Below are 25,595 nucleotides of genomic sequence, written 5' to 3' on the forward strand. Positions count from 1 at the left end.
GGGTTCTCGCCAGCGATTTTTTTTAGCCTATCGACATCAGGCTGGCATTGCCGCCCGCTGCCGTCGTGTTGACGCTGACGGAGACTTCCTCAAGCAACCAGTTGAGATTGTAGGGCTGCTGGCCCGTCTCCAGCATCGCAGTCGTTGCGGCCTGAACGAGAACCAGAGGGCCTGGCAACTCGGCAATGCGGGCATTGACCTGCCGCACCCGGTCGGCATCGCCCTCAACCAAGGCACCGGCGAATGGGCCGGAGCCCGCCCAGTCATCCGACCACGTAACAAGCGTCGCCACATTGGCTGGCAGACCTTTCAGCTCCGCCTCCAGACCGGATGCCCTGTCGATTGTGACCCTGTTGCCTGTCGCAAGTGCCGCCGCCAGCTGGCAAAAGAGCCCGTTTGCCGTCAGCGGGGCCAGAAGAACATGGCCACGCGGATGCAGGGCATAGAGATTGCGTTCGCCCACTGGTCCGGCAAGCTCGGTTTCGAAGCCAAGCCCGGAAATCTGTCCCTGATGGCGGGCAGCCTGCGCGGCTTGTGTCTTACCCTTCTCCTCAAGCCAGCGGATCAGTTCCGCAAGAGCGGCATTATCCTGCGCGCCGACGAAGCCGGTGAGGGGCTGTGTATCCGTCAACCGTCCGAGATAGAGCGGTCCACCGGCTTTCGGCCCGGTGCCGGAAAGTCCACGCCCGCCGAAAGGCTGCACACCCACGACCGCACCGATGATGTTGCGATTGACATAGAGATTGCCAGCCTTCACTCGCGACAGCACATGCGCGATCGTGGTGTCGAGGCGGGTGTGCAGGCCGAAGGTCAGGCCATAGCCCGTTGCGTTGATATCGTCGATGAGGCGGTCGAGCTTCTCGCGCTTGAAGCGGATGACATGCAGCACCGGCCCGAAGACTTCGCGCTTGAGGTCGGAGAGCGCCCGCAATTCGATGATGGTGGGGGGAACGAATGTGCCCTTGTCGGTCTCACCGGCAAGCGTGATCTGCTCGATTGAATTGCCAAGCGCGCGCATCGCCTCGATGTGCTTTTCGATATTGTCCTTGGCTTCCTGCGTGATCACAGGCCCGACATCGACAGAAAGCCGGTCCGTCCTGCCGATGCGCAATTCGTGTAGCGCGCCTTTCAGCATCGTCAGCGTTCTATCGGCCACATCGTCCTGAAGGCAGAGCACGCGCAGCGCCGAGCATCGCTGCCCTGCGCTGTCGAAGGCCGACGCGATCACGTCTGCCACCACCTGTTCGGCCAGAGCAGAGGAATCGACGATCATGGCGTTCTGTCCACCCGTTTCCGCGATCAATGGAATGGGCTGTCCGTTTCGTGAAACGCGCGCGGCCAACTGCTTCTGGATCAACCGGGCAACCTCGGTGGAGCCGGTAAACATGACGCCTGCCGTTTGCGAAGCGCCGACAAGCTGCGCACCCGTCTTGCCATCACCCGGCAGCAGTTGCACCGCATCTGTGGGAATGCCTGCGGCGTGCAGCAGGCGAATGCCCTCTGCAGCAATCAGCGGTGTTTCCTCGGCAGGCTTTGCCAGAACCGGATTTCCGGCCACCAGTGCTGCCGCCACCTGTCCGATGAAGATGGCGAGCGGGAAATTCCATGGGCTGATGCAGACCACCGGCCCAAGGGCTTGTTGCTCCGCGCTGAACGTCCTGCGCGCCTGGGCGGCGTAGTAGCGCAGGAAGTCGATGGCCTCGCGGACCTCTGCAATGGCGTTGGGGGCGGATTTTCCCGCTTCGCGCATGATCAGGCCAAGCAGGACGGGAAGCTTTGCCTGCATCATGTCGGCTGCCTTTTCGAGGCAGGCTGCGCGCTCTTCGGCACTGGTGTGCTGCCATGTGGAAGCAGCGGCGGCTTCAAGTGCCGCATCAACATCGCTGGGCGTGGGTTCGGTCACATTACCCACGACATCGTTGAGGTCGCCGGGGTTCAATACGGGCCTCGTTGTGCCGGAAGCGTTTCGCGATGCAGCCTTCCACTCCATCTGTGCACTGGTACGGAGCGCATCGCCCAGCAAAGCGAGTGTCTCTTCGTTGGAAAGATCGAGCCCGGATGAATTCTCTCGAGTGCCATAGAGACGGGCGGGTTTGACGATCTTGTCATGCTGCGCACCCGGAGCCGACATGGATCTGACAACTGCGACAGGGTCTTCCAGCAAGGAATCGACTGCCACGTTCGGGTCGGCTATGCGGTTGACGAAGGAAGAGTTGGCACCGTTCTCCAGCAGGCGACGGACCAGATAGGCAAGCAGCGTTTCGTGGGTTCCAACCGGCGCGTAGAAGCGGCACGGCCGGTCGAGGTTCTGCTTGCCGACGACCTCGCTATAGAGCGGCTCTCCCATGCCATGCAGGCACTGGAATTCGTAGTCGCCGATTTTGAAGTCTGGACCGGCAAGGTGGTAGATCGTTGCCAGAGACTGCGCATTGTGGGTGGCGAATTGCGGGAAGATCACATCGCGGGCGGCCAGCAGTTTGCGCGCACAGGCAATATAGGACACATCCGTGTGGACCTTGCGTGTGAAAACGGGGAAGTCTTCGAGACCATCCAGCTGCGCGCGCTTGATCTCCGCGTCCCAATAGGCACCCTTGACCAGCCGCACCATGATGCGACGGTTGGAGCGTCTGGCCAGATCAATGATGTAGTCCAGCACGAAGGGGCAGCGGCGGCTATAGGCCTGGACCACAAAGCCAAGGCCGTGCCAGTTGTCCAGCTCCGGGTCCAGCGAAAGCGTTTCCAGAAGGTCGAGCGACAGTTCCAGCCGGTCTGCCTCTTCGGCGTCGATGTTTAGGCCGATGTCGTAGCGTTTTGCAAGCAACATCAGCGATTTGACCTTGGGCAAAAGCTCGGCCATGACGCGTTCGACCTGCGAACGGCTATAACGCGGATGAAGGGCGGACAGCTTGATGGAAATGCCCGGGCCGCCATAGACGCCACGACCGGCCGAAGCCTTCCCGATGGCGTGGATGGCGTTCTCGTAATCGCGGTAGTAGCGCTGCGCATCCTTTGCCGTGGTCGCGGCCTCGCCCAGCATGTCATAGGAATACTGGAAGCCCTGCGCCTCCAGCGGCTTGGAGCGGTTGATGGCTTCGCCAATCGTCTGTCCGGTCACGAACTGCTCGCCCATCATCCGCATCGCCATATCGACGCCGCGGCGGATGACCGGCTCTCCGGCCCGCGAGATGAGCTTGGTCAGAGCCGCGGATAGCCCCTTGTCATTGACCGTCGATGTCAGCTTGCCGGAAATCACCAGCCCCCAGGTAGCGGCGTTGACGAAGAGCGACCTGCCACCACCCAGATGCGAGCGCCAGTCTCCGGTGGCGATCTTGTCGCGGATCAGCGCATCGCGGGTAGCGGCATCGGGAATACGCAGCAGCGCTTCGGCAAGGCACATCAGCGCCACGCCCTCCTGGCTGGACAGCGAATATTCCTGCACCAGCCCTTCGACGCCGGTGCCCTTTGCCTTGGAGCGAAGGGCCTGCACCAGCTTGCGTGCCGTCGTGCGGATGGTGGCGGCCTGCTCCGGCGAGACGTCTGCGGCTTGAAGCAGCGGCACCATGCATTCTGGCTCGGGCCGGCGATAGGCCGCGGTTATGGCTTGACGGAGCGCGCTTTGCGGTTGCGCTGGTGGTGCGAAATGCTCGAAGAGCCCGCCGGTGTCATTTGTCTCATGTGTCGTGATGGTCGTTGCGTTTTCCGACATGGCCCGGTCCCTGAAGTTCTGCCGCGAGCGCACATTTCCGTCGCTCCGTTTCAGCACCCAGAATATCATTGCTGCAAAAATTGCTATGGTCCTATTTTAGCGATATATCAGGACGAAATGACTTATAATTAGCAGTAGAAAAGGCAATATGGATGCCAAAAACGCCAGAAGCAGGCAATCTCGATCACTTCGATATGAAGATATTGGAAGCGATGAGCGATGATGGCCGCATGTCCATTCTCGAGCTTTCCAGGCGTGTCGGCCTTTCCAAGACGCCCTGCCAGACACGGCTGAAGCGGCTGGTCGATGAAGGTTACATCCTTGGCTTTCGTGCCATGCTCAACCCGGCAAAGCTCGGTCTGGAGCACATTGCCTTTACCGAAGTGAAACTATCGGACACGCGGGAAAAGGCGCTGGAGGATTTCAACGCGGCGGTTCGCAAGATCAAGGAAGTGGAGGAGTGCCACATGATCGCAGGCGCGTTCGATTATCTTTTGAAGGTGCGCACGACCGATATACGCAAATACCGTCGCGTTCTGGGAGAGAAAATTTCCAGCCTGCCAAGCGTGGCCAACACGTCGACCTTTGTCGTCATGCAGTCGGTCAAGGATGTCGGAATGTGAAAAAAACGGCGCAGCCTTGGGCTACGCCGTTTCATATTCTGATTGCCGAAGGTTAGCGAACGGCAGCGGCAGCGGTGACTGCAGTCATCTGTGCGTCCGGGCCAAACTCGTTCTCGTCCTCGATGCCAAGCAGTTCCTGAAGGCGAAGGCGGGCACGGCTGACACGGCTCTTGATGGTGCCAACAGGGCAGCCGCAAATTTCCGCAGCTTCCTCATAGGCAAAGCCGGATGCACCGATCAGCAAAATAGCTTCGCGCTGGTCTTCAGGAAGCTTGGCAAGCGCCGTCTTGAAGTCTGCAAGATCGACAGAGCCATGCTGTTCCGGAGGCACGGACAGGCGCGATGTGTATGCGCCGTCGGTATCCTGAACTTCGCGGCCGGATTTTCTGATCTGGCTGTAAAACTCGTTGCGCAGGATTGTCACAAGCCACGCACGCATATTGGTGCCAGGCTGATAGCTTTCCTGTTTTGCCCACGCCTTCATGATCGTATCTTGTACAAGGTCGTCAGCACGGTCGCGGGATCTGATGAGAGAGATGGCAAATGCGCGGAGGTTTGGCAGAGCGGCCAGCATTTCGCGCTTGAAATTGTATTCGTTCTTGCTCGGATCTGTGGCCATCATCCCCTCGAAGCTTTTGCGTTGTTTTCAGCTTCGTCGAGCTTTTCGAGAAGATCGAGAAATTTGTCCGGAATGCCTTCATCCTGCACTGCGTCATATAATTCACGTAATTTTCGCGAGATAACAGCGCGACCCGAATCGGGGACGGTCGGCGACGTTCCCTTGTCAGATGGATCCTGGTCCGATTGAAACATGCTCATGATTTCCGGTATTCCTCTGGTGACGTCGTCTATAATGCATGGCAATAAAAATAGTTCCAGGAAAAGGGAACTATTTTCGCAACGCCGCGTTTTTTCGTTCAGGTTTGCGCTGCAAACCGCATGAACAGGGGAGAATTCCATGTCAGTTTCTACACGCATCGCACCGCATCTGCCCTACCTCCGCAGGTTTGCCCGTGCTGTTTGCGGTTCTCAGTCCACCGGCGACGCATATGTGGCTGCCAGCCTTGAAGCATTGATTGCCGATGTCAGCATTTTTCCGCAGACAAGCAGCGATCGTGTTTCGCTTTACCAATTGTTTGTCTCCATCTTTAGTTCCGTCACCATCAACATTAAGAATGACGAGAACCTTACAGGCTGGGAAAAGCGCGCTTCCGCGAACCTTTCCGCCGTGCCCGCCGTCCCGCGCCAGGCGTTCCTGCTGACGACGGTCGAGGAATTTTCTCTTGCGGAAGTGGCCGAAGTGCTGCGCGTGCCGGAAAGCGAAGTCAGCCAGCTGATCGATGAAGCCGCGTCCGAAATTGCACGTCAGGTTGCCACCGATATCATGATCATCGAGGACGAGCCTCTGATCGCCATGGATATCGAGCAGATGGTCACCGACCTCGGCCACAACGTGACCGGCATTGCGCGCACCCATAAGGAAGCGCTCGAACTCTTCCATCGCACACAGCCAAAGATGATCCTTGCCGATATCCAGCTTGCCGATGGTAGCTCGGGTCTCGAAGCAATGAAGGAAATCCTGCAGATGACGACGCTGCCGGTCATCTTCATCACGGCCTTCCCAGAACGCCTTCTGACGGGCGAGCGCCCTGAGCCGACCTTCCTTGTTACCAAGCCGTTCAACCCGGATATGGTCAAGGCACTCATCAGCCAGGCTCTTTTCTTCAATGAAAGTTCACGTGTCGCCGCTTAAACTTCACTGATTCGGAAAAGATTTGGAACTCGGGTTCAGGCCCGGCGTTGACGTCGGAATGTTTCACAGGCATCGCGACACTCTTCGCCGCTTCCCCGTTAGGAGACCATATTGCATCGGCTGGCGTGGCATAATGCGGAGCGGGACGAGGGTGATCTGCACGATTCTCTCGTGCTTGCCCTGCTGGACTCTGATGAGACGGTCATGCTTCAGGACCGCGATAGAGAGTATATCTTTATCGCCAACCTTCCCGACGTGTGGAGCCTGCCGACTGAGACCGGCGAAGACCCTACCGATCTGACGATGTTCGGTAAGGACCTTGCCGTCCGCCTGGCAGAGTTGAAGAAGGACCTGACATCGGCGGGCAGCCGTGGAATGCTGGAGGTCAGCGCCGGCAAGGATCGCGTGTTCCAGTTCCATGTCTACTCGACGGTCAATATGTCGGGACAGCGTGTTCTCAAGACGACGATCCGTGAAATAACGGTTGAGCGACGGCGCGAGCAATTGCTTCGCTCGCTTCTGCGGGAAGTCAGTCACCGCTCCAAGAACCTGCTCGCCATCATCCAAAGCCTTTCCGCCCAGACAGCCCGTTTCAGCTTCACGAAGGAAGATTTCCTGCGGAAGTTCCGCGGCAGGCTTCATGCCTTGGCGCAGTCGCAGGACCTGATCACGGATTCCGACTGGCGTGGTGCTGAGATATTCGACCTGCTTCGCCAGCAGTCCGATCTGTACCTGCCGGAATATCCCAACCTGATCAAAATGGTGGGGGAAAACCTGCTGCTCAACCCCAATGGCGCTCTCTATGTGGGGCTGGCGTTCCACGAGCTCGTGGTCAACACCGTCAGCCACGGTGGCAACCTCTCACGCCACCTTCCCATCACGCTCGATTGTCGCAAGGATGTCGATTTCTTCGAAGTGCGTTGGACAGAGCCGCTTGCCATAGACGTTTCGCAACCGGTTTCCGCTGATGGAGACAAGCGCAGCCACTTTGGCAGCGTGGTGCTTGAAAAGGTCGTTCCAGCAGCCCTAGGGGGTGAGGCGACCTATTCCGTGAGCGGCGATAACATCGATTATTTCCTGAGATTTCCAGCGCCTCTACCGACCTGATCTTCGACATGCACCGAAACTCTGCCCGAGGTTTGGTGCATGTGAGGAGCTCACATGGCGGGAGCGTCCATCTTTTTTTGAAAAACCAGTCCCAGAAAAGCAAAAGCACGGCTCCGTAGAGCCGTGCTATCTGTGGCAGGTTTTCAGGGGCAAAACCTGCATCGCCAAGCCTCAGGCGGGGACGGGGAGTGGCTTGGCTTGCAGGAATAACGCGAAACCTCTTTTTCTGTTCCCGCGATGATTAAATTTTTTCGACGGTCGCAGAATTTTTCCGGGTGGTGAAATGGCGCAGTGGAGCCGTTAGCGTCCATCTGAAGCCGTCCTCGGCGTAATCCATTGTAATATTTGCGGAAAATGAGCTTTCGGCGTGACGTTTGATAATGGTTGACCCAAAGCCGCTCCGGGTCGGGGCCACGGCTGCGGGGCCGCCAACCTCGTTCCAGTCGACCGTCAGCATGTCATGTGCGCCGTCCTGATGCCGCGTCCAGCTAAGCTCTACATGTGCGGTTTTCCGGGAAAGGGCGCCGTATTTGATGGAATTCGTCGTCAGCTCATGCAGCACCAGTCCCAGGTTCTGCGCTGCCTCGGGCGAGAGCATGAAGTCTTCGCCGCTTAACCGCACCTGATCTGCGGCGGGACCAAACACATTGATATGGGTTTCGATCAAGCGACGCATGGGCAGGCCCTGCCACTGAACCTCGGAAAGCGCGGTGATCGACATTCCAAGGCCGCGAAGACGATGATCGACGGCTTTCTGAAATTCCGGGATAGTGGTGTTTTCCCGCGCGAGCTGACGCATCATGGCCTGCACAAGGGTCAGCATGTTTTTCGAGCGATGGACAAGCTCGTGCAAAATGAGATGCGTGTGGTCCTCCGCCTGACTGCGGTCGAAGGAGGCATTGGAAAGCGCGACGGCAACCTGATTGGCCTCCTTGATCTTAGTATCGACCGGCGCAACGATCTCGCCTTCGCCGATCCGTTGGGCCATCGCCACCAGCGCTCTGATTGAGCCGCGCATCTGCCGTCCGACAAGATAGGCACCGGCGATGGCAATCATGATGAGGAGGAAACTGCCGATCATCATCTTTCGCCAGGTGCTCATCAGGGCAGACTGGCTGTTGTCCGCCGGCCCCCAGATCACCGCCTTCCATGACCAGCCCGGAAGCTGGGAGTGGGCGTAGATGATGCCATTGTCATCTTCGAAGCTGCCGCTGAAAGATGTCATCCGGCTGGTGGCATCGCTGTTGGCAAAGGGCGCTCCGGCAGCATTGGCCTCCTGCGCACTGGAGGCGACGATATGATTGCCTCCATCGAGGATCGCCACGGACCATCCCGGCGGCAGACCGTCTGTCGATGTCAGCCCCATCAGGTCTTCGGCATTCTGAGTCATGATAAAGGCGTCGCCTGCCGCCGAGAGCGCCTTGGGCAGCGGCCGCATGACGTTGAATACCCATTGCTTGCTGGTATTCCCGAAGAAGATGTTGGAGACAGCGGTTCTTCCACCCGCAATCACTTCCGCAAGCTTAAGGTGTGGCGGCACTGGACCCAGGGGTTGATCGAAGGCAACGCGGCTGTTCAGGCGCTGCTTCCCATCGAGATTTGCGATGATGACATAGAGACCCTGTTTTTCGAGGCTCTCGCTCACTCGCTTGTGAAAAGCCGAGAGGTCGCCGTTTTCCAGCTCTGGAAACTGCGAGAGCAGATTGAGGGAGGTCGACATTTCCTGCAGCCGCCGCTCGACATTCCGGCTGATTGCTCTGGCGTCCTCAACGGCCTCGCGCTGGAGGTCGTCGCGTTCATTGGCTTCCAGCCTCAGCATCAGATAACCAACGAAGATGACCAGAGGCAGGGTAATTACCGTTGTCATTACAACGAGATAAACGCTTATGGGCGCGGTCGGGAAGAATCCAGCAAGCCGTTGTCTCAGTCTTGAAATGATTCGGTTCTGCATGTTTTCGCTGGAATTCACCGGGTGCGCAAATCGTGTCTGGCATATGCAGAATGGCTTAAGCGTGGCGACTGCGCAATGCAATTCATTGCCTTAAGAAGCATCATTTCTTGTCGTTGATTTCGTCCTGATTGCCTAAAAAGGTGGCGGAACCATTTTTGACCTGTCGTCGTTTGCAAACCAACAGGCTCACACAGAAACGGAAAAACCGTCACGAGCAGGTTTTCGAAAAGATACAATAGGAAGGCACGAAATGAAAAAGACACTCACCACGATCGTTACCGCCGCTCTCTTGGGTTCCACGACATTCGCACCCCTTGCTATGGCCCAGACGTCCACCCAGCCAGCGCCAAGCACGACTGCACCAGCAACGACAGCTGAGCCTGCAGCGCCAGCCATGACCGGCACAACATCCGCGGCCTCTGGCAGCTACCTCACCGAGCAGGCTGCAAACCAGATCAGCGCGAATGACTATATCGGCAATGCCGTTTACACCTCGGCTGACGAAAGCATCGGCAGCGTCACCAACCTGATCATGGAAGAAAACGGCGGCATCGTCGCAGCCGTGGTCGGCGTCGGTGGTTTCCTGGGCCTCGGTGCCAAGGATGTGGCAGTACCGATGGACAAGATTACGGTCACCCGTGACACGGAGAACGGCACGATCCGTCTGACGACAACGGAAACAGCCGAAACCCTCAAGGCCGCGCCGGAATTCGTCACGATGAAGGAAAAGAGCGCTGGCGAAGGTGCTGCTGCTCCTGCGGCCCCGGCAACGAACGGCGCAGCGACCACTGCGCCCAAGAACTAACCTTTCCTGGGAGAGAGGAGCTACGACATATCGTAGCGGAACACCGGTCCATCGGGGCCGGTGTTTTCTTTTGCGGGAACTTTAGTTGTCGCAGCCTAAAACTGCGCTGGTCCCGGTCACATTGTTTCGTTGCGGGAAGAATGCCAGCGCCATGCCGAACGAATGATGTCGGTCAGCGTATATTGTGGCTCCCAGCCCAACACCTCACGCGCCTTGTCGTTATTGGCAACCAGCGTGGTGGAATCGCCCTCGCGGCGTTCCGTATATTCGACAGGGAACGGTCTGCCGGAAACCTCTGATATCGTGTCCAGCAATTCCTTTACGGTCGTTCCGGTCCCGGTGCCAAGATTAAGCTCAACCGTCTCGCCTCCAGCCAGGAGATAGTCGACAGCGCGAACATGCGCGTCGGCGAGATCAAGGATGTGAATATAGTCACGCACGCATGTTCCGTCGCGCGTATCATAGTCCGTGCCGAAAACCTTGAAGCCTTGGCGACGGTCGAGCGCCGCCTCGATGGCGAGCGGGATGGCATGGGTTTCAGGCTTGTGCCACTCGCCGATACGGCCTTCAAAATCCGCACCCGCCGCGTTGAAATAGCGCAACATCACGGATTTCAGACCCTTGTAGGTGCTGAAATCCTTGAGCGCCTGCTCCACAACCCACTTTGTGCGACCATAGGGATTGATGGGCGCCTGGGGATGGGTTTCGTCGAGTGGAACGCGCTCTGGCAAGCCATAGGTGGCGCAAGTCGACGAAAAGACGAAAGCCTTGATGCCCGCATCCATCGTTGCAGACAGAAGGGTCAGGGCACCGAGGACGTTGTTGTCGTAAAACGCCACCGGGTTCTTTACCGACTCGCCCACTTCGATCAGCGCAGCGAAATGCAGAACGGCTTCCGGCTGGTGTTTGGAAAAGACCTCATCAAGCCGGGCGCGATCGCGAATATCTCCGTGCTCGAACGGCCCCCAGCGGACGAATTCCTCGTGGCCGTTGGACAGGTTGTCGAAGACGACAGGTTCATAGCCCCGTTCGGCAAGCAGCAGGCATGTATGTGAACCGATGTAACCGGCTCCGCCGACAACAAGAACTTTCTTCCGCATCCAGCATTTTCTCCGTTGAACAGACGTCTGGAAAACTGCCTATCATTTTGTCGGCAGAAGGGCAGCGGAAATTTATCGCACACAACGCACAAAGGCCGCCCTGCGAAGGGCGGCCTTTGTAATCGTCGGCATGTACCGATTATTTTTTCTTCAGTACGGTGGTGCGAGAAGCGATGTAGCCCAGCGCGAGCGCCGTCAGCAAGGTCACATAGGGACGGTTTCTGAGGGCACCCGCCGCAACGGCCTGCACCGCAAGAGGTGCGGCCGCAAGCGGTGCAAAGGGGCTAACGACAGGTCGCGTCGCATAGACCCTTGGTCTGCGCATGATCGCCAGACTGACGAGCATGACGACCCCAAGGAAAAAGGCGACGCCGCCAATGACGAAGGCCGCTGGCCCCGCACCCAGTTCCTTGGCCAGATAAATGGCGCCGCCGACGCAGAGCGCGATGAAAGCGATTGCGAAAAACACCCCGGCCAGCGTCCACAGCATCAGCTTGGTCTTGATGCGTCTGGTAACGAGTTGGCCTTCTCGCTGGGTATCGCCAAGATAGAGCAGCAGCGCTTCAATCATGGTGAAGCCTTAACGCCGTGTGACGAGGGCGATAAGGAAACCTGCGGCAACCGCAATACCAAGAGATTGAAGAGGGTTTTTCTGCACCTGATAGACCAGATTGTCGTTGATCGACTGAATTTCGTGGCGAACATTGTCAACGGTCTCTTCGCCCGCAGCCATCGCATCATCTGCAACGCGCGATGCACGCGCCTTGACCTCGGAGGAAACGCCGACGCCCAGAGCTTTTACGCTGCCAGCGAGGTTTGCAAGGTCTTCACGCAGTTGCGAAAGCTGTGCGGAAACATCAGCTACATCGCCACCTTCGAGGGTTTCACGTACTTTATCGTCCACGTTGCGAACCGTCGCCATGATATTTCCTTTTCTGAAGTGATGACACAAAACGCCGTGTAAACGGCCCACGCGTAGTTTCACAACGTGCCGGGCAAGGTTTGGTTCCCCAGCTTCCCTCTGCAGACAGAAAAAAGAACGGTCGCACAGAATCTTCTCTGCGGGTTTGTTTTCCTGTCACAAGCATCATATAAGGCCGGTCATTCAGAACCGTCTTTGACTTCCATCAACATGTGATCCGCCAATGCTTCAGACACCGTATTATCTCATCGACAAGACCAGGCTTCTCCGCAACATGGAGAAGATTGCCTATGTGCGCGAAAAATCCGGTGCCAAGGCCCTGCTGGCGCTGAAGTGCTTTGCAACGTGGTCCGTGTTCGATTTCATGTCGCAATATATGGATGGCACAACCTCATCTTCGCTTTACGAAGTTCGATTGGGTCGCGAGAAATTCGGCGGCGAGACTCATGCCTATAGCGTTGCCTATGCCGATTACGAGATCGATGAGGTCATCTCCAACGCCGACAAGATCATCTTCAATTCCATCAGCCAGCTGGAGCGTTTTGCCGACAAGGCATCAGGGATCACGCGCGGTCTGCGGCTCAACCCGCAGGTCAGCTCCTCCACCTTCGATCTGGCCGATCCGGCCCGTCCCTTCAGCCGTCTGGGCGAATGGGATGTGGCGAAGGTCGAAAAGGTCATGGACCGCATTTCCGGCTTCATGATCCACAACAATTGCGAAAACGGTGATTTCGAACTGTTCGACCGCATGTTGTCGCAGATCGAGGAAAAATTCGGCACGCTTCTGTCGCGGGCGGAATGGGTCAGCCTTGGTGGTGGCATTCACTTCACCGGCGACAATTATCCGATCGACCGTTTCTGCGATCGCCTCAAGGCGTTTTCGGAAAAATATGGCGTACAGGTCTATCTTGAGCCCGGCGAAGCCTCGATCACCAAGAGCACGACGCTTGAGGTAACGGTGCTCGATACGCTGTTTAACGGCAAGAACCTTGCCATCGTCGACAGTTCCATCGAAGCGCACATGCTTGATCTCTTGATCTACCGCGAAAGCGCCAAGGTTTCGCCTGATGAAGGCGACCATGCCTATATGGTATGTGGCAAGTCCTGCCTTGCGGGCGATGTGTTCGGCGAATTCCGTTTTGACCATGAACTGAAGGTTGGTGACCGCGTGTCCTTCCAGGATGCGGCCGGTTACACCATGGTCAAGAAGAACTGGTTCAATGGCGTCAAAATGCCGACAATCGCCATCAAGGAACTCGATGGCACGGTTCGTGCAGTCCGTGAATTCGACTTTGCCGATTTCCAGCAAAGTCTGTCTTGATCTATCCACAAACTCACCCCTGCGGGGAAAAGGAGGCATCACCTGAAATGAAGAAGAACGTTCTCATCATCGGCGCCGGTGGCGTAGCACAGGTCGTGGCGCATAAGTGCGCCCAGAACAGCGATGTATTGGGAGACATTCATATTGCGTCACGCACGCTTGAAAAGTGCCGCAAGATTGTCGAATCCGTACGCGAAAAGAAGAGCCTCAAGACAGACGTAAAGCTTGAGGCCCATGCGCTTGACGCGATGGATATCGAGGCGACGAAAGCCTTGATTGCTAAGACCGGCGTTCAGATCGTCATCAATGTCGGCTCGGCCTTCGTCAACATGTCCGTTCTTCGTGCCTGCATGGACACAGGTGTTGCCTATATGGATACGGCGATCCACGAGGATCCGACCAAGATCTGCGAAAATCCGCCATGGTATGGCAATTACGAATGGCAGCGTGCTGCCGAATGCAAGGAAAAGGGCGTCACCGCCATTCTGGGCGTCGGCTTCGATCCCGGCGTCGTCAACGCCTATGCGCGTCTTGCCAAGGATGAGTATTTCGACAAGGTCACCTCGGTCGATATCGTCGATATCAACGCCGGCAGCCATGGTCGCTGGTTCTCAACCAACTTCGATCCGGAAATCAATTTCCGTGAATTTACCGGCGTCGTCTATTCCTGGCAGAACAACCAGTGGCAGACGAACCAGATGTTCGAAGTCGGTCAGGAATTCGATCTGCCCGTCGTCGGCAAGCAGAAGGCCTATATGACGGGCCATGACGAAGTGCATTCGCTGTCCAAGAACATGGATGGCGCAGACGTGCGGTTCTGGATGGGCTTCGGCGACCATTACATCAACGTCTTCACGGTGCTGAAGAACCTCGGCCTACTCTCGGAAAAGCCGGTCAAGACGGCGGAAGGTCTGGAAGTCGTGCCGCTCAAGGTCGTAAAGGCCGTGCTGCCCGATCCGTCCTCGCTTGCGCCTGATTATGTCGGCAAGACCTGCATTGGCGATATCGTCAAGGGCACCAAGGATGGCAAGGAGCGGGAAGTCTTCATCTACAACGTGGCTGACCACAAGGAAGCCTATGAAGAGGTGGGCAGCCAGGGCATTTCCTACACGGCCGGCGTGCCACCGGTTGCTGCAGCCATGCTGATCGCGACGGGCGAGTGGGATGTCAAGCAGATGGCGAATGTGGAAGAGCTTCCACCACAGCCATTCCTCAACATTCTCAACCGGATCGGCCTGCCGAGCCGCATCAAGGATGAGAACGGCGATCGCGCCCTGTCATTCTGATCCAATGAGCACAAAAAAGCCCCGGTCAGTTCATCTGCCGGGGCTTTTTGTATCATCGGGCCCGTAAGCTGCTTGGGAGGAACTTACTTAGCGGAAGCGCGTCGCGCCTTCGTTTTTGGCTTTGCCGCTTCTGCCGCCAGAGCCAGATCAACATCTGCCTTCTTGCGGTGTGCGGGCTTGGTGGCCTTGGAATTTTGCAGCAGTGAATATTCCTGCTTTGCCTGCGCCCAATGGTCGGAGTCGCGTCCATGCGGACGTCCCTCATTCTCCCACAGGGTGTAAGCGCGTTTACTGATCCAATCATTTTCTGAAACCGGCATATCTATCTCCCATTAGAACCATCAGCCAGGGGATGGCTGTCTGTATGCAGCCGGCTGCAACGCTTGACTAAGATAGCGCGCCGGTATTTCACCAACTCATTACATGCCATGCCAGGCAGGGACGTCAAGTGAAATTGCTGCACTGCGACAACCTGGCAAAGTTGTTTTTCTGAATGTTTTCAACCGTGTTTGCGCCGAGACTGTCGACAACAAAACAATAAATGTTGCGTGAAGTTCCCGCGAGCTTCAAACTGATGCCGCAGCGCATTGTTTTTGAGGAGGAGCATGATGCAGCAGAGCTCGGATCAGGGCGAAATCATCATCGAAAGCCTCGGCAGTGCCGGGGTGATTCGTCTCAATCGGGCAAAGGCCATCAACAGTCTCAATGAAGCGATGGTCCGTGACATCAAGGCAGGCCTTGGCGCATTTGCTCAAAACCCTGAGATAACCAGCGTCATCCTGTGCGGGGAGGGTGAGCGCGGGCTTTGCGCAGGAGGCGATGTCCGCCAGATCTACGCGGCGAGGACAGCAAGCGAAGCGGACCGCACACGCTTCTGGCGTGAGGAATTTCCGCTCAACTATGCCATCGCGCATTATCCCAAACCCTTCATTGCCTTCATGGACGGTATCGTGATGGGCGGTGGCGTCGGGGTTTCCGCACATGGCCGGTATCGCATCGTGACCGAGCGGACCCGGCTTGCCATGCCCGAAACGGCCATCGGCTATTTTCCCGATGTCGGGGCGACATGGCTTTTGCCCAAGGCGCCGGGAGAGGCGGGCACCTGGCTTGGCCTGACGGGCCGCGAAGTTGGTGCGGCCGATGCCATCTATCTCGGTCTTGGCGACTACCACATCCCCTCTGCCCGTCTTTTGGAACTGATGGACGCGCTTGGCCGAGTGTCTTTCTCGGCAGACATCGGTGCCGTCATAGAGAGCTTCGCAACCCCGGCCGAAGGGACAGGCCAGCTTGCTGGGAACCGCGACCTGATCGATGCTGCCTTTGCTGGCGAGAGCGTCGAGGCGATCATTGCGGCGCTGTCGGCCCTGGACAATGATTTCGCGCGCGAGACGGTGGCCACGCTTCAATCCCGGTCTCCGACGAGTCTGAAGCTGACACTTCGCCTGTTGCGCATGGGAGGACAAAGCTCCGGCCTGGTGGAGTGCCTCGAGCGTGAATTTGTGGCTGGCTGCGAGGTTCTTCGCAACCATGATTTCTACGAGGGTGTGCGTGCCGCGTTGATCGACAAGGACCGTGACCCAAAATGGCGTCCCGACACTCTGCAGGCGGTAAGCAGTGAGGCGCTGGACCGGTACTTTGTTTCCTCGCTCACGCCACTTTTTCCGGATCACCGGCTTTGATGCCGCAAGCCGCGCAACTTCCGTTTCACAGCGCGCAGCAACGGGGTAAAAAAATCTAACTTCGCGACGGCTCGCGGAGCAGGATTCCTCGCTGCCAAGAGACCAGTTGCCTATTGTGTGCCCCATATCTGGTGCTTTGGGGTTTTTCATGAAACGGATCATGCTAGTCGGTGCCGCCTTGGCGGCGCTTCTGTCCACGTCTGCATTTGCGCAGGAGCCGAAGACGCTTCTCAATGCCTCCTATGACGTTGCGCGCGAAGTCTTTGCTGCGGAGAACGAAGCCTTCGTCAAGACGCATCCCGGCGTAACCATCGACCAGTCACATGCCGGTACCTCCAAGCAGGCCCGCGCCATTGTGGAAGGTCTTGAGGCCGATGTCGTCACCTTCAATCAGGTCACCGACATCGATTTCCTCGTCAAGCAGGGTTTCGTGTCGGCAGACTGGCAGAAGGGCTTTGCCAACAACGCTTCGCCTTTCTATTCCTTCCCGTCCTTTCTGGTGCGCGCAGGCAATCCCAAGAACATCAAGGACTGGGACGATCTGGTGCGTGACGACGTAAAGATCGTTTTCCCGAATCCCAAGACATCCGGCAACGCCCGCTACACCTATCTGGCGGCAACCGCTTTCGCGAAAGAGAAGTTTGGCGGCGATGACGCCAAGGTGCAGGACTTCATCAAGAAGGTCTTCGCAAACACGCCGGTTTTTGATACCGGGGGACGCGCTGCGACAACGACCTTCGTGGAGCGTGAAGTCGGCGACGTGCTGATTACGTTCGAGGCCGAAACGCGCGGTATTGCCAAGCAATATGGCACGGACAAATTCGAAAGCGTTGTGCCCTCGGTCAGCCTTCTGGCGGAATTTCCGGTTGCGATCGTAGACAAGGTCGTCGACAAGCGCGGTTCGCGCGCGCTGGCAAAGACCTACCTCGATTTCCTTTACACGGAAGAGGGGCAGCGCGTTGCTGCGCAGTTCGGCCACCGCGTCCATGACCCGAAGGTGGCCGCCGAATTCAAGGACCAGTTCCCTGAAATTCGTCTGGTCAATGTCGACGATGTCTTCGGCGGCTGGGACAAGATCCAGAAAGATCATTTCGCGTCGGGTGCGGTGCTTGATACGCTTTACGGCAGCCGCTAATCGCTGAATGGCTGATTTTGATATCGATCCGGTGGCTTGTCCGCCGGATCGATTTTTCCGTGATGGGGGATGGGTTTGAAACGCAATGTTCTGCCGGGGCTTCGGTTATCCCTTGGCGTTACCCTGCTTTATGTGGGCATCATCGTCGTTCTTCCGCTGGCGGCGCTGGTCTTCAAGGCAGCAAGTCTGGGCCCGGCTGAGTACTGGGCAATCGTATCGTCTCCCCGTGCCGTCGCAAGCTACCGGGTTACCGTGCTGTGCGCGCTTGCGGCAACGTTGTTCAATGTCGTGTTCGGCCTTGCGCTGGCATGGGTGCTGACGCGCTATCGCTTCCCCGGCTGGCGCATTGTCGATGCGATCGTTGATCTTCCCTTTGCCTTGCCCACCGCGGTTGCAGGCATTGCGCTGACCGCCCTGTTTGCCGGTAATGGCTGGTTCGGCTCTGTCCTTGCCCATGCCGGTATCAAGGTTGCCTATACGCCGCTTGGCATCATCATCGCCATGGCCTTTACCAGCCTTCCCTTTATCGTGCGCACGGTTCAGCCGGTGCTGGAAGATATGGATCCCGCCCTTGAGGAAGCCGCGCAATCGCTTGGCGGATCGGATCTGCAGATCTTCCGGAAGGTCATGCTGCCTTTGCTGACACCCGCCATTCTCGCGGGCCTGTCGCTCTCCTTTGCCAGAAGTCTCGGCGAGTTCGGGGCGATCATCTTCATCGCCGGTAATCAACCATTCTCGACGGAAATCACCTCGCTTCTCGTCTTCATCCGGCTGGAAGAATATGACTATCAGGCCGCCGCCGCGATTGCCTCCGTGCTTCTGATTACGGCATTCATCATGCTGGCTGTCACCAACTACCTTCAATCCCGCGCATTGCGCTATACGGTAAGGAGCTGAGCGGATGGACGTTCATTCATCCCGTCGCAAGCCACCGCGCGTGGGGGACGCAGCATGGGTGCGGCGTTCGCTCATCGCCTTCGTGCTTGTGGTTGGCGCATTGCTCATCGTGGCGCCACTTGTGGTCATTGGCGTGGAAGCCTTTTCGCAAGGCTGGAAAACCTACTCGGCGACCATCGGCCACCCGGATACGCGTCACGCCATCATGCTGACGGTCGTCACCGCGCTGATTGCCGTTCCCGTCAACACGGCCTTTGGCATTGCCGCCGCTTGGGCCATCACCAAATTCGATTTTCGGGGTAGGCGCTTCCTGCTGGTGCTCATCGAAATCCCGTTTTCCATCTCGCCCATCGTCGCGGGTGTGGCCTATCTCTTCGTCTATGGCCTGCAGGGGCTGCTCGGACCCTTCTTTGCCGCTTATGACATCAAGGTGCTGTTTGCCCTGCCGGGCATCGTCATCGCATCCATGTTCGTCACCGCGCCATTTGTCGCCCGTGAACTGATACCGCTGATGCAGGCGCAGGGGCGCGATCTGGAAGAAGCGGCCACATCGCTCGGTGCATCCGGCTGGAGAACCTTCATGTCGGTGACGCTGCCCAATATCAAATGGGCGCTGCTTTACGGCGTTGTGCTGTGCAACGCCCGTGTGATGGGGGAATTCGGCGCGGTATCGGTCGTCTCGGGCAATATTCGCGGCCAGACCAACACGCTGCCGCTGCATATCGAACTTCTTTATCATGATTATCAGGCCGCTGGCGCTTTCGCCTCGGCGTCCATACTCGCGGCTCTCGCCGTCGTCACGATCATCGCCAAGGTGGCGCTCGAAAAGCGCGGTGCGGGCCGTGGCGCCAGACGCGCGGCCGACAAGACCGACACCGTTACGGAGATACATGCATGAAAATCCGCCTCGAAAACGTGGTGAAAACCTTCGACACGTTCCGCGCGGTGCGCGATGTGTCGCTCGATATCGAAAGCGGCGAATTGCTGGCCCTGCTTGGTCCTTCCGGCTCCGGCAAGACGACGATCCTGCGCATGGTGGCGGGGCTGGAATATGCCGATGGCGGCCAGATCTATTTCGGTGATGAAGACGCCACCAACATCCCGGTGCGTGATCGCGGTGTGGGCTTCGTCTTCCAGCATTACGCGCTTTTCCCGCATATGACGCTGCATGAGAATATCGCCTTCGGCATGAAGGTCTCCAAGGTCAAGCGCGACAAGGCCGCCATCGATGCGCGGGTGGATGAATTGCTGCGGCTGGTCAAGCTGGACGGCTTGGGAGATCGGTTCCCGGCGCAGATTTCCGGCGGCCAGCGCCAGCGCGTGGCTTTGGCCCGTGCGCTTTCGGTCGATCCCAAGGTCCTTTTGCTGGACGAGCCCTTCGGCGCGCTCGACGCCAATGTGCGCCGCGACCTGCGCCGCTGGCTTCGCGAAATCCACAACGAGCTTGGCATTACCACCATCTTCGTGACGCATGACCAGGAAGAGGCACTCGATCTCGCCGACCGCGTCGTCATCCTCAATCAGGGTGAAATCGTGCAGCAGGGTACGCCGAAGGAGGTCTGCCGCCAGCCAAATTCATCCTTCGTCATGCGCTTCCTGGGAGATGCCAATCGAATTTCAGGTATCGCGCGTGGGGGCAAGGTCTTCGTCGGCAAGGCCGAAGTGCCGTTTGCCTATAGCCGTGACGATGGCCCCGTCGATATCTATGCCCGCCCCAACGATCTGGAATGGGAAGATTTGCATGATGGTATCCCGGCGCAGGTCACCCGGGTGCTGGACCGCGCAGGCGACCGCCGCGTGATTGCGTCCACGATGGAAGGCGACCAGCTGGAATTCGACGTTCCCCCGGAAACCGCCGTCGAGGCGGGCGACCACGGCCATATCGTCATCCGAAGGGCAAAGATTTTTCCGGCGGGTTAAAAGTTTAAGTATAGCGATCTTGCCTGACCGTAACGATTTTACTTAACGTGTTGTTGGAATCTAAAGTATCTCGTCATCTTCGTAAACTAAATCAAAGCTGTTTTCGAGAATTTGCAGCCAAAGTTTACGTTTTGACTTAGACCAATTAGCCCCAGATGCCGGTAATCGACTGATTAGCCCTCGGATAATAGGATCAATATCATCTTGCTGTGATATAGGTCCGACTGATTGAACCCGATCAACTTCAGACGTTGTAGTTTGTGTATGGCTTGTCGGCTTTTCAGGAGGTGAGCTCTGAAGGCCTTCTATCCTGGGTTTGACCAATCGATCCTTACCGCTGTCAGAGAAACCAGCGTAAGAAGAAGAGCGCTCGAAAGCTTGTCGCGCCCTATCTGTCTGCTTATGAGGAACACCCAAAGCCTCCATTTCGCGTTCTAGGGCCTTCGTTGGCGGCAAGTTGTGACCGCGAAACTTGTCATAAAGTTGCTGATACAGAGGTACACTTAAAAAGGCATCGACTTTGGCCGCTTGTTCAAATTCGCTTGATACAATTCGCTTTCCGATTTCACTAAGCTTGAAAGCGCTTCTGCCGTCTTTTTCAACGAGACCAAAAATCTTCGCGCCTCCGGTCTTCATGCGAAATGCACCACTGAGGGTTTGTCCCATCTGCGCCGCTAGTTCATCTTGATCACACGAACCAAATCCGCAACGAGCGTAGATAGCTCTTGCTACCTCCGTTGCGGCTTCCAAAGGAACGTATGGAAACTCTATTGAAGAGCGTTCACGCTTAGATTTGTCTTCTGGCACAGTTTCCTGTGTAGCGTCTGTAGCTTGAAATTCGGTTTTTTCGTCTGCCACGGGTGCACCTCACGCCTCTTAACTTGTAAAAACCGTACACAAACTTGGTGTTTAACGCAAGGTGTTCGTATAACGAGTGCGTAAATCGAAAGGCAGATATTGCTAGAAATTGATTCTTTCGTTATACGTGAATTGCGAGGTCGATTCTCGCCAACAAAACGGATTTGGTGTGATGGAAGTAATGGTATAGCCCCTCACGTTCTGGCCATCGGCGTCTGAGGGGAGACTAACGAAAAAGCCACTCAACCTGGTGGAACAGGAAGAGCGGCTTTAGATGACCAAGCAATCGAAAAAGAGCCAAGGGCCCCGCGATCACTAGTTCAGCGCAATGCTAGAATCGCACTTATTTGGCTCCTTTTCAAGGCCCACTGCCTTCTGAAAGGAGAATGTTATGGTTTGGGTTAACCCTTATCGACGCATTCGTTTCGGCAAACTCGAATCTGTCTGCGGACATTTTCGTAGCCGCTAAATAGAGCGCGCGGCTTAGCCGCCCTGCTTCTAATAGAATTATGTTGCCGGGATGCCTAAAAGGCTCCCGGCTTTTTTTTGATACTCGCTATCAGTTCATCTGGCTGACGAAGCGGGTTTCGAGATAGGCCTGAACAGCCTCCGAACCGCCTTCGGTGCCGTAGCCCGAATCCTTGACGCCGCCGAAGGGGACTTCCGGCAGGGCAAGGCCGTTGTGGTTTATGGTCAGCATGCCAGCCTCGACCTGACGGCCAAGCGCGTGTGCGGTCTTGACCGAGCCGGTGAAGGCGTAGGATGCAAGGCCGAAGGGCAGGCGGTTGGCTTCGGTGATGGCGTCGTCATAGGTCTTGAAGCGGTTGACGATGGCGACCGGGCCAAATGGCTCGTCGTTCATGATCTTGGCAGACACAGGCACATTCGCCAGAACGGTCGGCTCGAAGAAGTTGCCCTTGTTGCCGATACGCTTGCCGCCGGTCTTCAGTTCGGCACCGTTGGAGACGGCGTCCTGAATGAGGGCTTCCATGGCGGGGATGCGGCGTTCATTGGCAAGCGGTCCCATGCCGACGCCCTCTTCGAGGCCGTTGCCGACCTTGATCGCCTTTGCCGCTTCAACGAAGCCTTCAAGGAAACGATCGGCAACACCCTCCTGCACGAGGAAGCGGGTTGGCGCGACGCAGACCTGGCCGGCATTGCGGAATTTGGACATGGACGTGACTTCGATGGCCTTTTCGATATCGGCGTCGTCGAAAATCATCACGGGTGCATGGCCGCCCAGCTCCATCGTGGCGCGCTTCATGTGCTTGCCAGCCAATGCCGCCAGATGCTTGCCGACCGGCGTCGAACCGGTGAAGGAAATCTTGCGGATCACCGGATGCGGGATCAGATATTCGGAGATTTCGGCTGGAACGCCGTAAACGAGGTTGACGACACCAGCGGGCACGCCAGCATCCACGAAAGCGCGGATCAGCTCAGCCGGAGAGGCCGGTGTTTCCTCAGGCGCCTTGACGATGATGGAGCAGCCGGTTGCAAGCGCTGCGGAAAGCTTGCGCACGATCTGGTTGATTGGGAAGTTCCAGGGCGTGAAGGCGGCAACAGGGCCGACCGGCAGCTTGATGGCAAGCTGCGAAACGCCGGTTGCGCGGGCAGGGATGACCTGGCCGTAGGTGCGGCGGGCTTCTTCGGCAAACCAGTCGATGGTGTCGGCAGCGCCCATGACTTCCATGGCAGATTGTGCCAGCGGCTTGCCCTGCTCGCGGGTCATCAACCAGGCGATCTTGTCCTTGCGTTCACGCAGCAGATCAGCGGCCTTGCGCATGATCTTGGAACGGTCATAGGGCGACGTATCGCGCCAGATCTTGAAGCCCTTGTCGGCAGCATCCAGCGCCAGATCCAGGTCTGCCTTCTCCGCATGGGCTATTGCACCGATGATTTCGTCGGTGGCTGGATCGGAAACGGCGATGGTCTTGCCCGAAAGGGCATCGCGCCATTCGCCGTTGATGAGGAGCTTGATGTCGGGATAGCTGTGCATTCGAAATACCTTCGTGACTTGACCGACCGGCAGGGATGCCGGAGCCTTCGTTTAATATGCGGTCTCGGAATTTACCGGCGCTGCATGACATGTCTTCCGTGGTGGGACTATCGAAGGCAGCGAAACCGGATATGGCAAATGAATTGCCAGAGACGATGATGACGTCTCTATATTAATTCGTATAGCGGCGGTTTCAACCGCCAGCCGGATTAAAAAGTATTATTTATTTCGCGTCGCAGCAAAACCGGCGGCAGGGCGCCGCCGGTTGCTCAAATCAGCGATCTTAGAAGAACGCCTGAAGGCCGGTCTGGGCGCGGCCCAGGATCAGCGCGTGCACGTCATGGGTGCCTTCATAGGTGTTGACCGTTTCCAGGTTCTGCGCGTGGCGCATGACGTGGTATTCGATCTGGATGCCGTTGCCGCCGTGCATGTCGCGAGCCTGACGGGCGATATCCAGCGCCTTGCCGCAGTTGTTGCGCTTGACGATGGAGATCATTTCCGGCGCCATCTTGTGCTCATCAAACAGGCGACCGACGCGCAGCGATGCCTGAAGGCCGAGCGTGATTTCCGTCTGCATATCCGCCAGCTTCTTCTGGTAAAGCTGCATGCCGGCCAGCGGCTTGCCGAATTGCTTGCGGTCCATGCCATATTGGTGGGCGCGGAACCAGCAATCTTCGGCAGCACCCAGAACACCCCAGGAAATGCCATATCGGGCGCGGTTGAGGCAGCCGAACGGACCCTTGAGGCCCGAAACGTTGGGCAGCAGAGCGTCTTCGCCCACTTCCACGCCGTCCATGACGATTTCGCCGGTGATGGATGCGCGCAGCGACAGCTTGCCGCCGATCTTGGGGGCGGACAGGCCCTTCATGCCCTTTTCAAGGATGAAGCCGCGGATCTGATTGTCATGGGCTTCGGATTTTGCCCAGACGACGAAGACGTCAGCGATCGGCGAGTTGGAAATCCACATCTTGGAGCCGCGCAGGCGGTATCCACCGGCAATCTTTTCGGCGCGGGTCTTCATGCCGTTCGGGTCGGAACCGGCATCCGGCTCCGTCAGGCCGAAGCAGCCGATCAGTTCGCCGGAGACGAGGCCGGGCAGATACTTGTCCTTCTGCTCTTCCGAGCCATAGGCAAAGATCGGGTAGATGACGAGCGAGGACTGCACGCTCATCATCGAGCGATAGCCGCTGTCGATACGCTCGACTTCGCGGGCCACAAGGCCATAGGCCACGTAGCTCGCTTCGGCTGCGCCGTATTTTTCAGGCAGCGTCACGCCCAGAAGGCCGGTCTGGCCCATCAGGCGGAAAAGCTCAGGTTCAGTCGTTTCGCCGAGATAGGCTTCATTGATGCGTGGCAGAAGCTCGGATTGGGCAAAGGCTGCCGCCGTATCGCGGATCATCCGCTCGTCTTCGGTCAGCTGGTCTTCCAGCAGAAACGGATCCTGCCAATTGAATGATGCGCGTTCGCTCACAGTAAATCTCCACAATTGCTGGGGCAAGTATTGGCATTTGTGGGTGAAGCGGCAAGCCATGTTTACTCATTTTGCTATTACAGATAGGAATGCGCCATGACCTCGCTCAGCCGCAAACTCCTGCCGTCCACCAGCGCTCTCGCCGCATTCGATTCCGTGGCGCGGCTGGGCAGCTTTTCGCTGGCAGCAGATGAGCTTTCGCTAACGCAAGGCGCTATCAGCCGGCAGGTTATGTCGCTGGAGGAGCAGCTTGGGGTGCGGCTGTTCGAGCGCGGCGCGCGGGGCGTGGCGCTGACAGCAGAAGGGCAGACCTATGCCAAGGCCGTCGGCACTGCGCTTGGTGATATCCGCTCCGCCTCCCTGCAGATTATGACCAAAACGCATGGCAACACGCTCAACCTTGCCATGCTGCCCACCTTCGGCACGCGCTGGCTGTTGCCGCGCATTCCCAAATTCGTGGCGGCCCATCCGGAAATCACGCTCAACTTCGCAACCCGCATCGGCCAGTTCGATTTCGAAAAGGAAGGGCTGGATATGGCCATCCATATCGGCCAGCCGGATTGGCCAGCGGCGGAAAGCACGTTTCTGATGGACGAGATGGTGGCGCCTGTCTGCAGCCCGTCCTTTCTGGCGCAGCACCCCATTTCAAGGGCGCAGGATATTTCCACCCTGCCATTGCTGCATATGGCCTCGCGGCCCGGCGCGTGGGATCACTGGTTCCAGAGCCTCGGGCTCGCCGTCCAGAATGCGCCTGCGATGCGGTTCGAGCAGTTTTCCAGCGTCGCCCAAGGCTGCATTGCCGGGCTTGGCGTTGCGCTCATGCCTCTCTTTCTCATCGATATCGAACTGAAGGCCGGGCAACTGGTCGCCGCCTTCGATCATCAGGTCAAAAGCCCCAGCTCATACTATGCGGTGGCGCCGCTTTCGCGCATCAACCACGCGCCTGTGGTCCTGTTCAGACAGTGGTTACTGGCTGAAGTCGAGGGCTTTCGCGCCGACAACGAGCGATAATTTCGTTGTTCCTGTCGCTACTTAGGGTTTTCTCCCGACGACCCGCCCGCTGCC

Annotated in this window: 23 protein-coding genes; 12 read left to right on the forward strand and 11 right to left on the reverse strand. The window is 57.6% G+C overall.

What is annotated here, in order from left to right; genetic code table 11:
• Nucleotides 1–22: 22 nt before the first annotated feature.
• A complete protein-coding gene (gene putA, locus ASF69_RS00260; RefSeq protein WP_348271358.1) occupies nt 23–3,775 on the reverse strand; it encodes a trifunctional transcriptional regulator/proline dehydrogenase/L-glutamate gamma-semialdehyde dehydrogenase in 3,753 nt (1,250 codons plus the stop codon).
• Between the two features lie 83 nt (nt 3,776–3,858).
• Here putA and ASF69_RS00265 point away from each other — a divergent pair, with 83 nt between their 5' ends.
• Nucleotides 3,859–4,329 carry an Lrp/AsnC ligand binding domain-containing protein gene (locus ASF69_RS00265; RefSeq protein WP_062584213.1) on the forward strand — a complete coding sequence of 157 codons (471 nt, stop codon included), beginning with the start codon at nt 3,859–3,861 and terminating at the stop codon, nt 4,327–4,329.
• Between the two features lie 52 nt (nt 4,330–4,381).
• Here the strand turns inward: ASF69_RS00265 and ASF69_RS00270 are convergent, their stop codons facing one another.
• Both ASF69_RS00270 and ASF69_RS00275 read right to left on the reverse strand, forming a co-directional pair.
• The gene (locus ASF69_RS00270; RefSeq protein WP_062585510.1) at nt 4,382–4,948 is read right to left on the reverse strand and encodes a sigma-70 family RNA polymerase sigma factor; all 567 of its coding nucleotides are present in this window, start codon (nt 4,946–4,948) and stop codon (nt 4,382–4,384) included.
• Nucleotides 4,948–5,148 carry a NepR family anti-sigma factor gene (locus ASF69_RS00275; RefSeq protein WP_062584215.1) on the reverse strand — a complete coding sequence of 67 codons (201 nt, stop codon included), beginning with the start codon at nt 5,146–5,148 and terminating at the stop codon, nt 4,948–4,950. The genes ASF69_RS00270 and ASF69_RS00275 overlap by 1 nt, the downstream gene beginning before the upstream one ends.
• A 139-nt stretch (nt 5,149–5,287) precedes the next feature.
• Here ASF69_RS00275 and ASF69_RS00280 point away from each other — a divergent pair, with 139 nt between their 5' ends.
• On the forward strand, nt 5,288–6,082 hold the full coding sequence (locus ASF69_RS00280; RefSeq protein WP_062584217.1) for a response regulator: 795 nt from the start codon (nt 5,288–5,290) through the stop codon (nt 6,080–6,082).
• 111 nt (nt 6,083–6,193) lie between these two features.
• The gene (locus ASF69_RS00285; protein WP_062584220.1) at nt 6,194–7,189 is read left to right on the forward strand and encodes a sensor histidine kinase; all 996 of its coding nucleotides are present in this window, start codon (nt 6,194–6,196) and stop codon (nt 7,187–7,189) included.
• A gap of 241 nt (nt 7,190–7,430) precedes the next feature.
• Here ASF69_RS00285 and ASF69_RS00290 read toward each other — a convergent pair whose 3' ends face one another.
• Entirely contained in the window at nt 7,431–9,140 is a 1,710-nt protein-coding gene (locus ASF69_RS00290) for a sensor histidine kinase (RefSeq protein ID WP_062584222.1), read from the reverse strand.
• Between the two features lie 250 nt (nt 9,141–9,390).
• Between ASF69_RS00290 and ASF69_RS00295 the strand changes: the two genes are divergently transcribed.
• Nucleotides 9,391–9,945, forward strand: coding sequence for a PRC-barrel domain-containing protein (locus tag ASF69_RS00295; RefSeq protein ID WP_062584224.1), 555 nt, complete (start codon nt 9,391–9,393; stop codon nt 9,943–9,945).
• A 116-nt stretch (nt 9,946–10,061) separates the two neighbouring features.
• Here ASF69_RS00295 and galE read toward each other — a convergent pair whose 3' ends face one another.
• The 3 genes from galE to ASF69_RS00310 all read right to left on the reverse strand — a co-directional run bounded on the left by galE (nt 10,062) and on the right by ASF69_RS00310 (nt 11,967).
• The gene (gene galE / locus ASF69_RS00300; protein ID WP_062584226.1) at nt 10,062–11,045 is read right to left on the reverse strand and encodes a UDP-glucose 4-epimerase GalE; all 984 of its coding nucleotides are present in this window, start codon (nt 11,043–11,045) and stop codon (nt 10,062–10,064) included.
• 139 nt (nt 11,046–11,184) lie between these two features.
• Nucleotides 11,185–11,616, reverse strand: a complete 432-nt coding sequence (locus ASF69_RS00305; RefSeq protein ID WP_062584228.1) for a hypothetical protein — start codon at nt 11,614–11,616, stop codon at nt 11,185–11,187.
• A gap of 9 nt (nt 11,617–11,625) precedes the next feature.
• Nucleotides 11,626–11,967 carry a DNA-binding protein gene (locus ASF69_RS00310; protein ID WP_062584230.1) on the reverse strand — a complete coding sequence of 114 codons (342 nt, stop codon included), beginning with the start codon at nt 11,965–11,967 and terminating at the stop codon, nt 11,626–11,628.
• 223 nt (nt 11,968–12,190) lie between these two features.
• On the opposite strand from ASF69_RS00310, the gene nspC reads away from it, so the two are divergent.
• Together nspC and ASF69_RS00320 are read left to right on the forward strand one after the other, a co-directional pair.
• On the forward strand, nt 12,191–13,288 hold the full coding sequence (gene nspC, locus ASF69_RS00315) for a carboxynorspermidine decarboxylase (RefSeq protein WP_062584232.1): 1,098 nt from the start codon (nt 12,191–12,193) through the stop codon (nt 13,286–13,288).
• A 47-nt stretch (nt 13,289–13,335) separates the two neighbouring features.
• The gene (locus ASF69_RS00320) at nt 13,336–14,574 is read left to right on the forward strand and encodes a saccharopine dehydrogenase family protein (protein WP_062584234.1); all 1,239 of its coding nucleotides are present in this window, start codon (nt 13,336–13,338) and stop codon (nt 14,572–14,574) included.
• 83 nt (nt 14,575–14,657) lie between these two features.
• Here the strand turns inward: ASF69_RS00320 and ASF69_RS00325 are convergent, their stop codons facing one another.
• The gene (locus ASF69_RS00325) at nt 14,658–14,894 is read right to left on the reverse strand and encodes a DUF2934 domain-containing protein (RefSeq protein ID WP_062584235.1); all 237 of its coding nucleotides are present in this window, start codon (nt 14,892–14,894) and stop codon (nt 14,658–14,660) included.
• A gap of 285 nt (nt 14,895–15,179) precedes the next feature.
• Here ASF69_RS00325 and ASF69_RS00330 point away from each other — a divergent pair, with 285 nt between their 5' ends.
• The 5 genes from ASF69_RS00330 to ASF69_RS00350 all read left to right on the forward strand — a co-directional run bounded on the left by ASF69_RS00330 (nt 15,180) and on the right by ASF69_RS00350 (nt 20,205).
• Entirely contained in the window at nt 15,180–16,253 is a 1,074-nt protein-coding gene (locus ASF69_RS00330) for an enoyl-CoA hydratase/isomerase family protein (RefSeq protein ID WP_062584237.1), read from the forward strand.
• 148 nt (nt 16,254–16,401) lie between these two features.
• Nucleotides 16,402–17,388: a thiosulfate ABC transporter substrate-binding protein CysP gene (gene cysP, locus ASF69_RS00335; RefSeq protein ID WP_062584239.1), complete on the forward strand. Its 987-nt coding sequence runs from the start codon at nt 16,402–16,404 to the stop codon at nt 17,386–17,388.
• Between the two features lie 69 nt (nt 17,389–17,457).
• Nucleotides 17,458–18,285, forward strand: a complete 828-nt coding sequence (gene cysT / locus ASF69_RS00340; protein WP_112962928.1) for a sulfate ABC transporter permease subunit CysT — start codon at nt 17,458–17,460, stop codon at nt 18,283–18,285.
• A gap of 4 nt (nt 18,286–18,289) precedes the next feature.
• Nucleotides 18,290–19,183, forward strand: coding sequence for a sulfate ABC transporter permease subunit CysW (cysW, locus tag ASF69_RS00345; RefSeq protein WP_062584241.1), 894 nt, complete (start codon nt 18,290–18,292; stop codon nt 19,181–19,183).
• Entirely contained in the window at nt 19,180–20,205 is a 1,026-nt protein-coding gene (locus tag ASF69_RS00350) for a sulfate/molybdate ABC transporter ATP-binding protein (RefSeq protein ID WP_062584243.1), read from the forward strand. Before cysW ends, ASF69_RS00350 begins: the two co-directional genes overlap by 4 nt.
• A gap of 60 nt (nt 20,206–20,265) precedes the next feature.
• On the opposite strand, the gene ASF69_RS00355 is transcribed toward ASF69_RS00350, so the two are convergent.
• The 3 genes from ASF69_RS00355 to ASF69_RS00365 all read right to left on the reverse strand — a co-directional run bounded on the left by ASF69_RS00355 (nt 20,266) and on the right by ASF69_RS00365 (nt 24,530).
• A complete protein-coding gene (locus tag ASF69_RS00355) occupies nt 20,266–21,063 on the reverse strand; it encodes a hypothetical protein (RefSeq protein ID WP_156461943.1) in 798 nt (265 codons plus the stop codon).
• A 559-nt stretch (nt 21,064–21,622) separates the two neighbouring features.
• Nucleotides 21,623–23,059, reverse strand: a complete 1,437-nt coding sequence (locus tag ASF69_RS00360; RefSeq protein ID WP_062584247.1) for an NAD-dependent succinate-semialdehyde dehydrogenase — start codon at nt 23,057–23,059, stop codon at nt 21,623–21,625.
• 283 nt (nt 23,060–23,342) lie between these two features.
• Complete coding sequence (locus ASF69_RS00365; protein ID WP_062584249.1) at nt 23,343–24,530, reverse strand: acyl-CoA dehydrogenase; 1,188 nt, start codon at nt 24,528–24,530, stop codon at nt 23,343–23,345.
• A gap of 96 nt (nt 24,531–24,626) precedes the next feature.
• On the opposite strand from ASF69_RS00365, the gene ASF69_RS00370 reads away from it, so the two are divergent.
• Nucleotides 24,627–25,541: a LysR family transcriptional regulator gene (locus ASF69_RS00370; RefSeq protein WP_062584251.1), complete on the forward strand. Its 915-nt coding sequence runs from the start codon at nt 24,627–24,629 to the stop codon at nt 25,539–25,541.
• Nucleotides 25,542–25,595: the final 54 nt, after the last annotated feature.

Source organism: Rhizobium sp. Leaf311 (assembly GCF_001423445.1).
GTDB lineage: Bacteria > Pseudomonadota > Alphaproteobacteria > Rhizobiales > Rhizobiaceae > Agrobacterium.

What these genes read in the sequence shown, in the direction of transcription:
- ASF69_RS00280 (WP_062584217.1), top strand. Translation starts at nt 5,288, where the DNA reads ATGTCAGTTTCTACACGCATCGCACCGCATCTGCCCTACCTCCGCAGG.
- ASF69_RS00320 (WP_062584234.1), top strand. Translation starts at nt 13,336, where the DNA reads ATGAAGAAGAACGTTCTCATCATCGGCGCCGGTGGCGTAGCACAGGTC.
- ASF69_RS00275 (WP_062584215.1), bottom strand. Translation starts at nt 5,148, where the DNA reads ATGAGCATGTTTCAATCGGACCAGGATCCATCTGACAAGGGAACGTCG.
- ASF69_RS00305 (WP_062584228.1), bottom strand. Translation starts at nt 11,616, where the DNA reads ATGATTGAAGCGCTGCTGCTCTATCTTGGCGATACCCAGCGAGAAGGC.
- nspC (WP_062584232.1), top strand. Translation starts at nt 12,191, where the DNA reads ATGCTTCAGACACCGTATTATCTCATCGACAAGACCAGGCTTCTCCGC.
- cysP (WP_062584239.1), top strand. Translation starts at nt 16,402, where the DNA reads ATGAAACGGATCATGCTAGTCGGTGCCGCCTTGGCGGCGCTTCTGTCC.
- cysT (WP_112962928.1), top strand. Translation starts at nt 17,458, where the DNA reads ATGGGTTTGAAACGCAATGTTCTGCCGGGGCTTCGGTTATCCCTTGGC.
- ASF69_RS00325 (WP_062584235.1), bottom strand. Translation starts at nt 14,894, where the DNA reads ATGCCGGTTTCAGAAAATGATTGGATCAGTAAACGCGCTTACACCCTG.
- galE (WP_062584226.1), bottom strand. Translation starts at nt 11,045, where the DNA reads ATGCGGAAGAAAGTTCTTGTTGTCGGCGGAGCCGGTTACATCGGTTCA.
- ASF69_RS00350 (WP_062584243.1), top strand. Translation starts at nt 19,180, where the DNA reads ATGAAAATCCGCCTCGAAAACGTGGTGAAAACCTTCGACACGTTCCGC.
- ASF69_RS00360 (WP_062584247.1), bottom strand. Translation starts at nt 23,059, where the DNA reads ATGCACAGCTATCCCGACATCAAGCTCCTCATCAACGGCGAATGGCGC.
- ASF69_RS00295 (WP_062584224.1), top strand. Translation starts at nt 9,391, where the DNA reads ATGAAAAAGACACTCACCACGATCGTTACCGCCGCTCTCTTGGGTTCC.
- ASF69_RS00310 (WP_062584230.1), bottom strand. Translation starts at nt 11,967, where the DNA reads ATGGCGACGGTTCGCAACGTGGACGATAAAGTACGTGAAACCCTCGAA.
- ASF69_RS00265 (WP_062584213.1), top strand. Translation starts at nt 3,859, where the DNA reads ATGCCAAAAACGCCAGAAGCAGGCAATCTCGATCACTTCGATATGAAG.
- putA (WP_348271358.1), bottom strand. Translation starts at nt 3,775, where the DNA reads ATGATATTCTGGGTGCTGAAACGGAGCGACGGAAATGTGCGCTCGCGG.
- ASF69_RS00270 (WP_062585510.1), bottom strand. Translation starts at nt 4,948, where the DNA reads ATGGCCACAGATCCGAGCAAGAACGAATACAATTTCAAGCGCGAAATG.
- ASF69_RS00370 (WP_062584251.1), top strand. Translation starts at nt 24,627, where the DNA reads ATGACCTCGCTCAGCCGCAAACTCCTGCCGTCCACCAGCGCTCTCGCC.
- ASF69_RS00290 (WP_062584222.1), bottom strand. Translation starts at nt 9,140, where the DNA reads ATGCAGAACCGAATCATTTCAAGACTGAGACAACGGCTTGCTGGATTC.
- cysW (WP_062584241.1), top strand. Translation starts at nt 18,290, where the DNA reads ATGGACGTTCATTCATCCCGTCGCAAGCCACCGCGCGTGGGGGACGCA.
- ASF69_RS00330 (WP_062584237.1), top strand. Translation starts at nt 15,180, where the DNA reads ATGATGCAGCAGAGCTCGGATCAGGGCGAAATCATCATCGAAAGCCTC.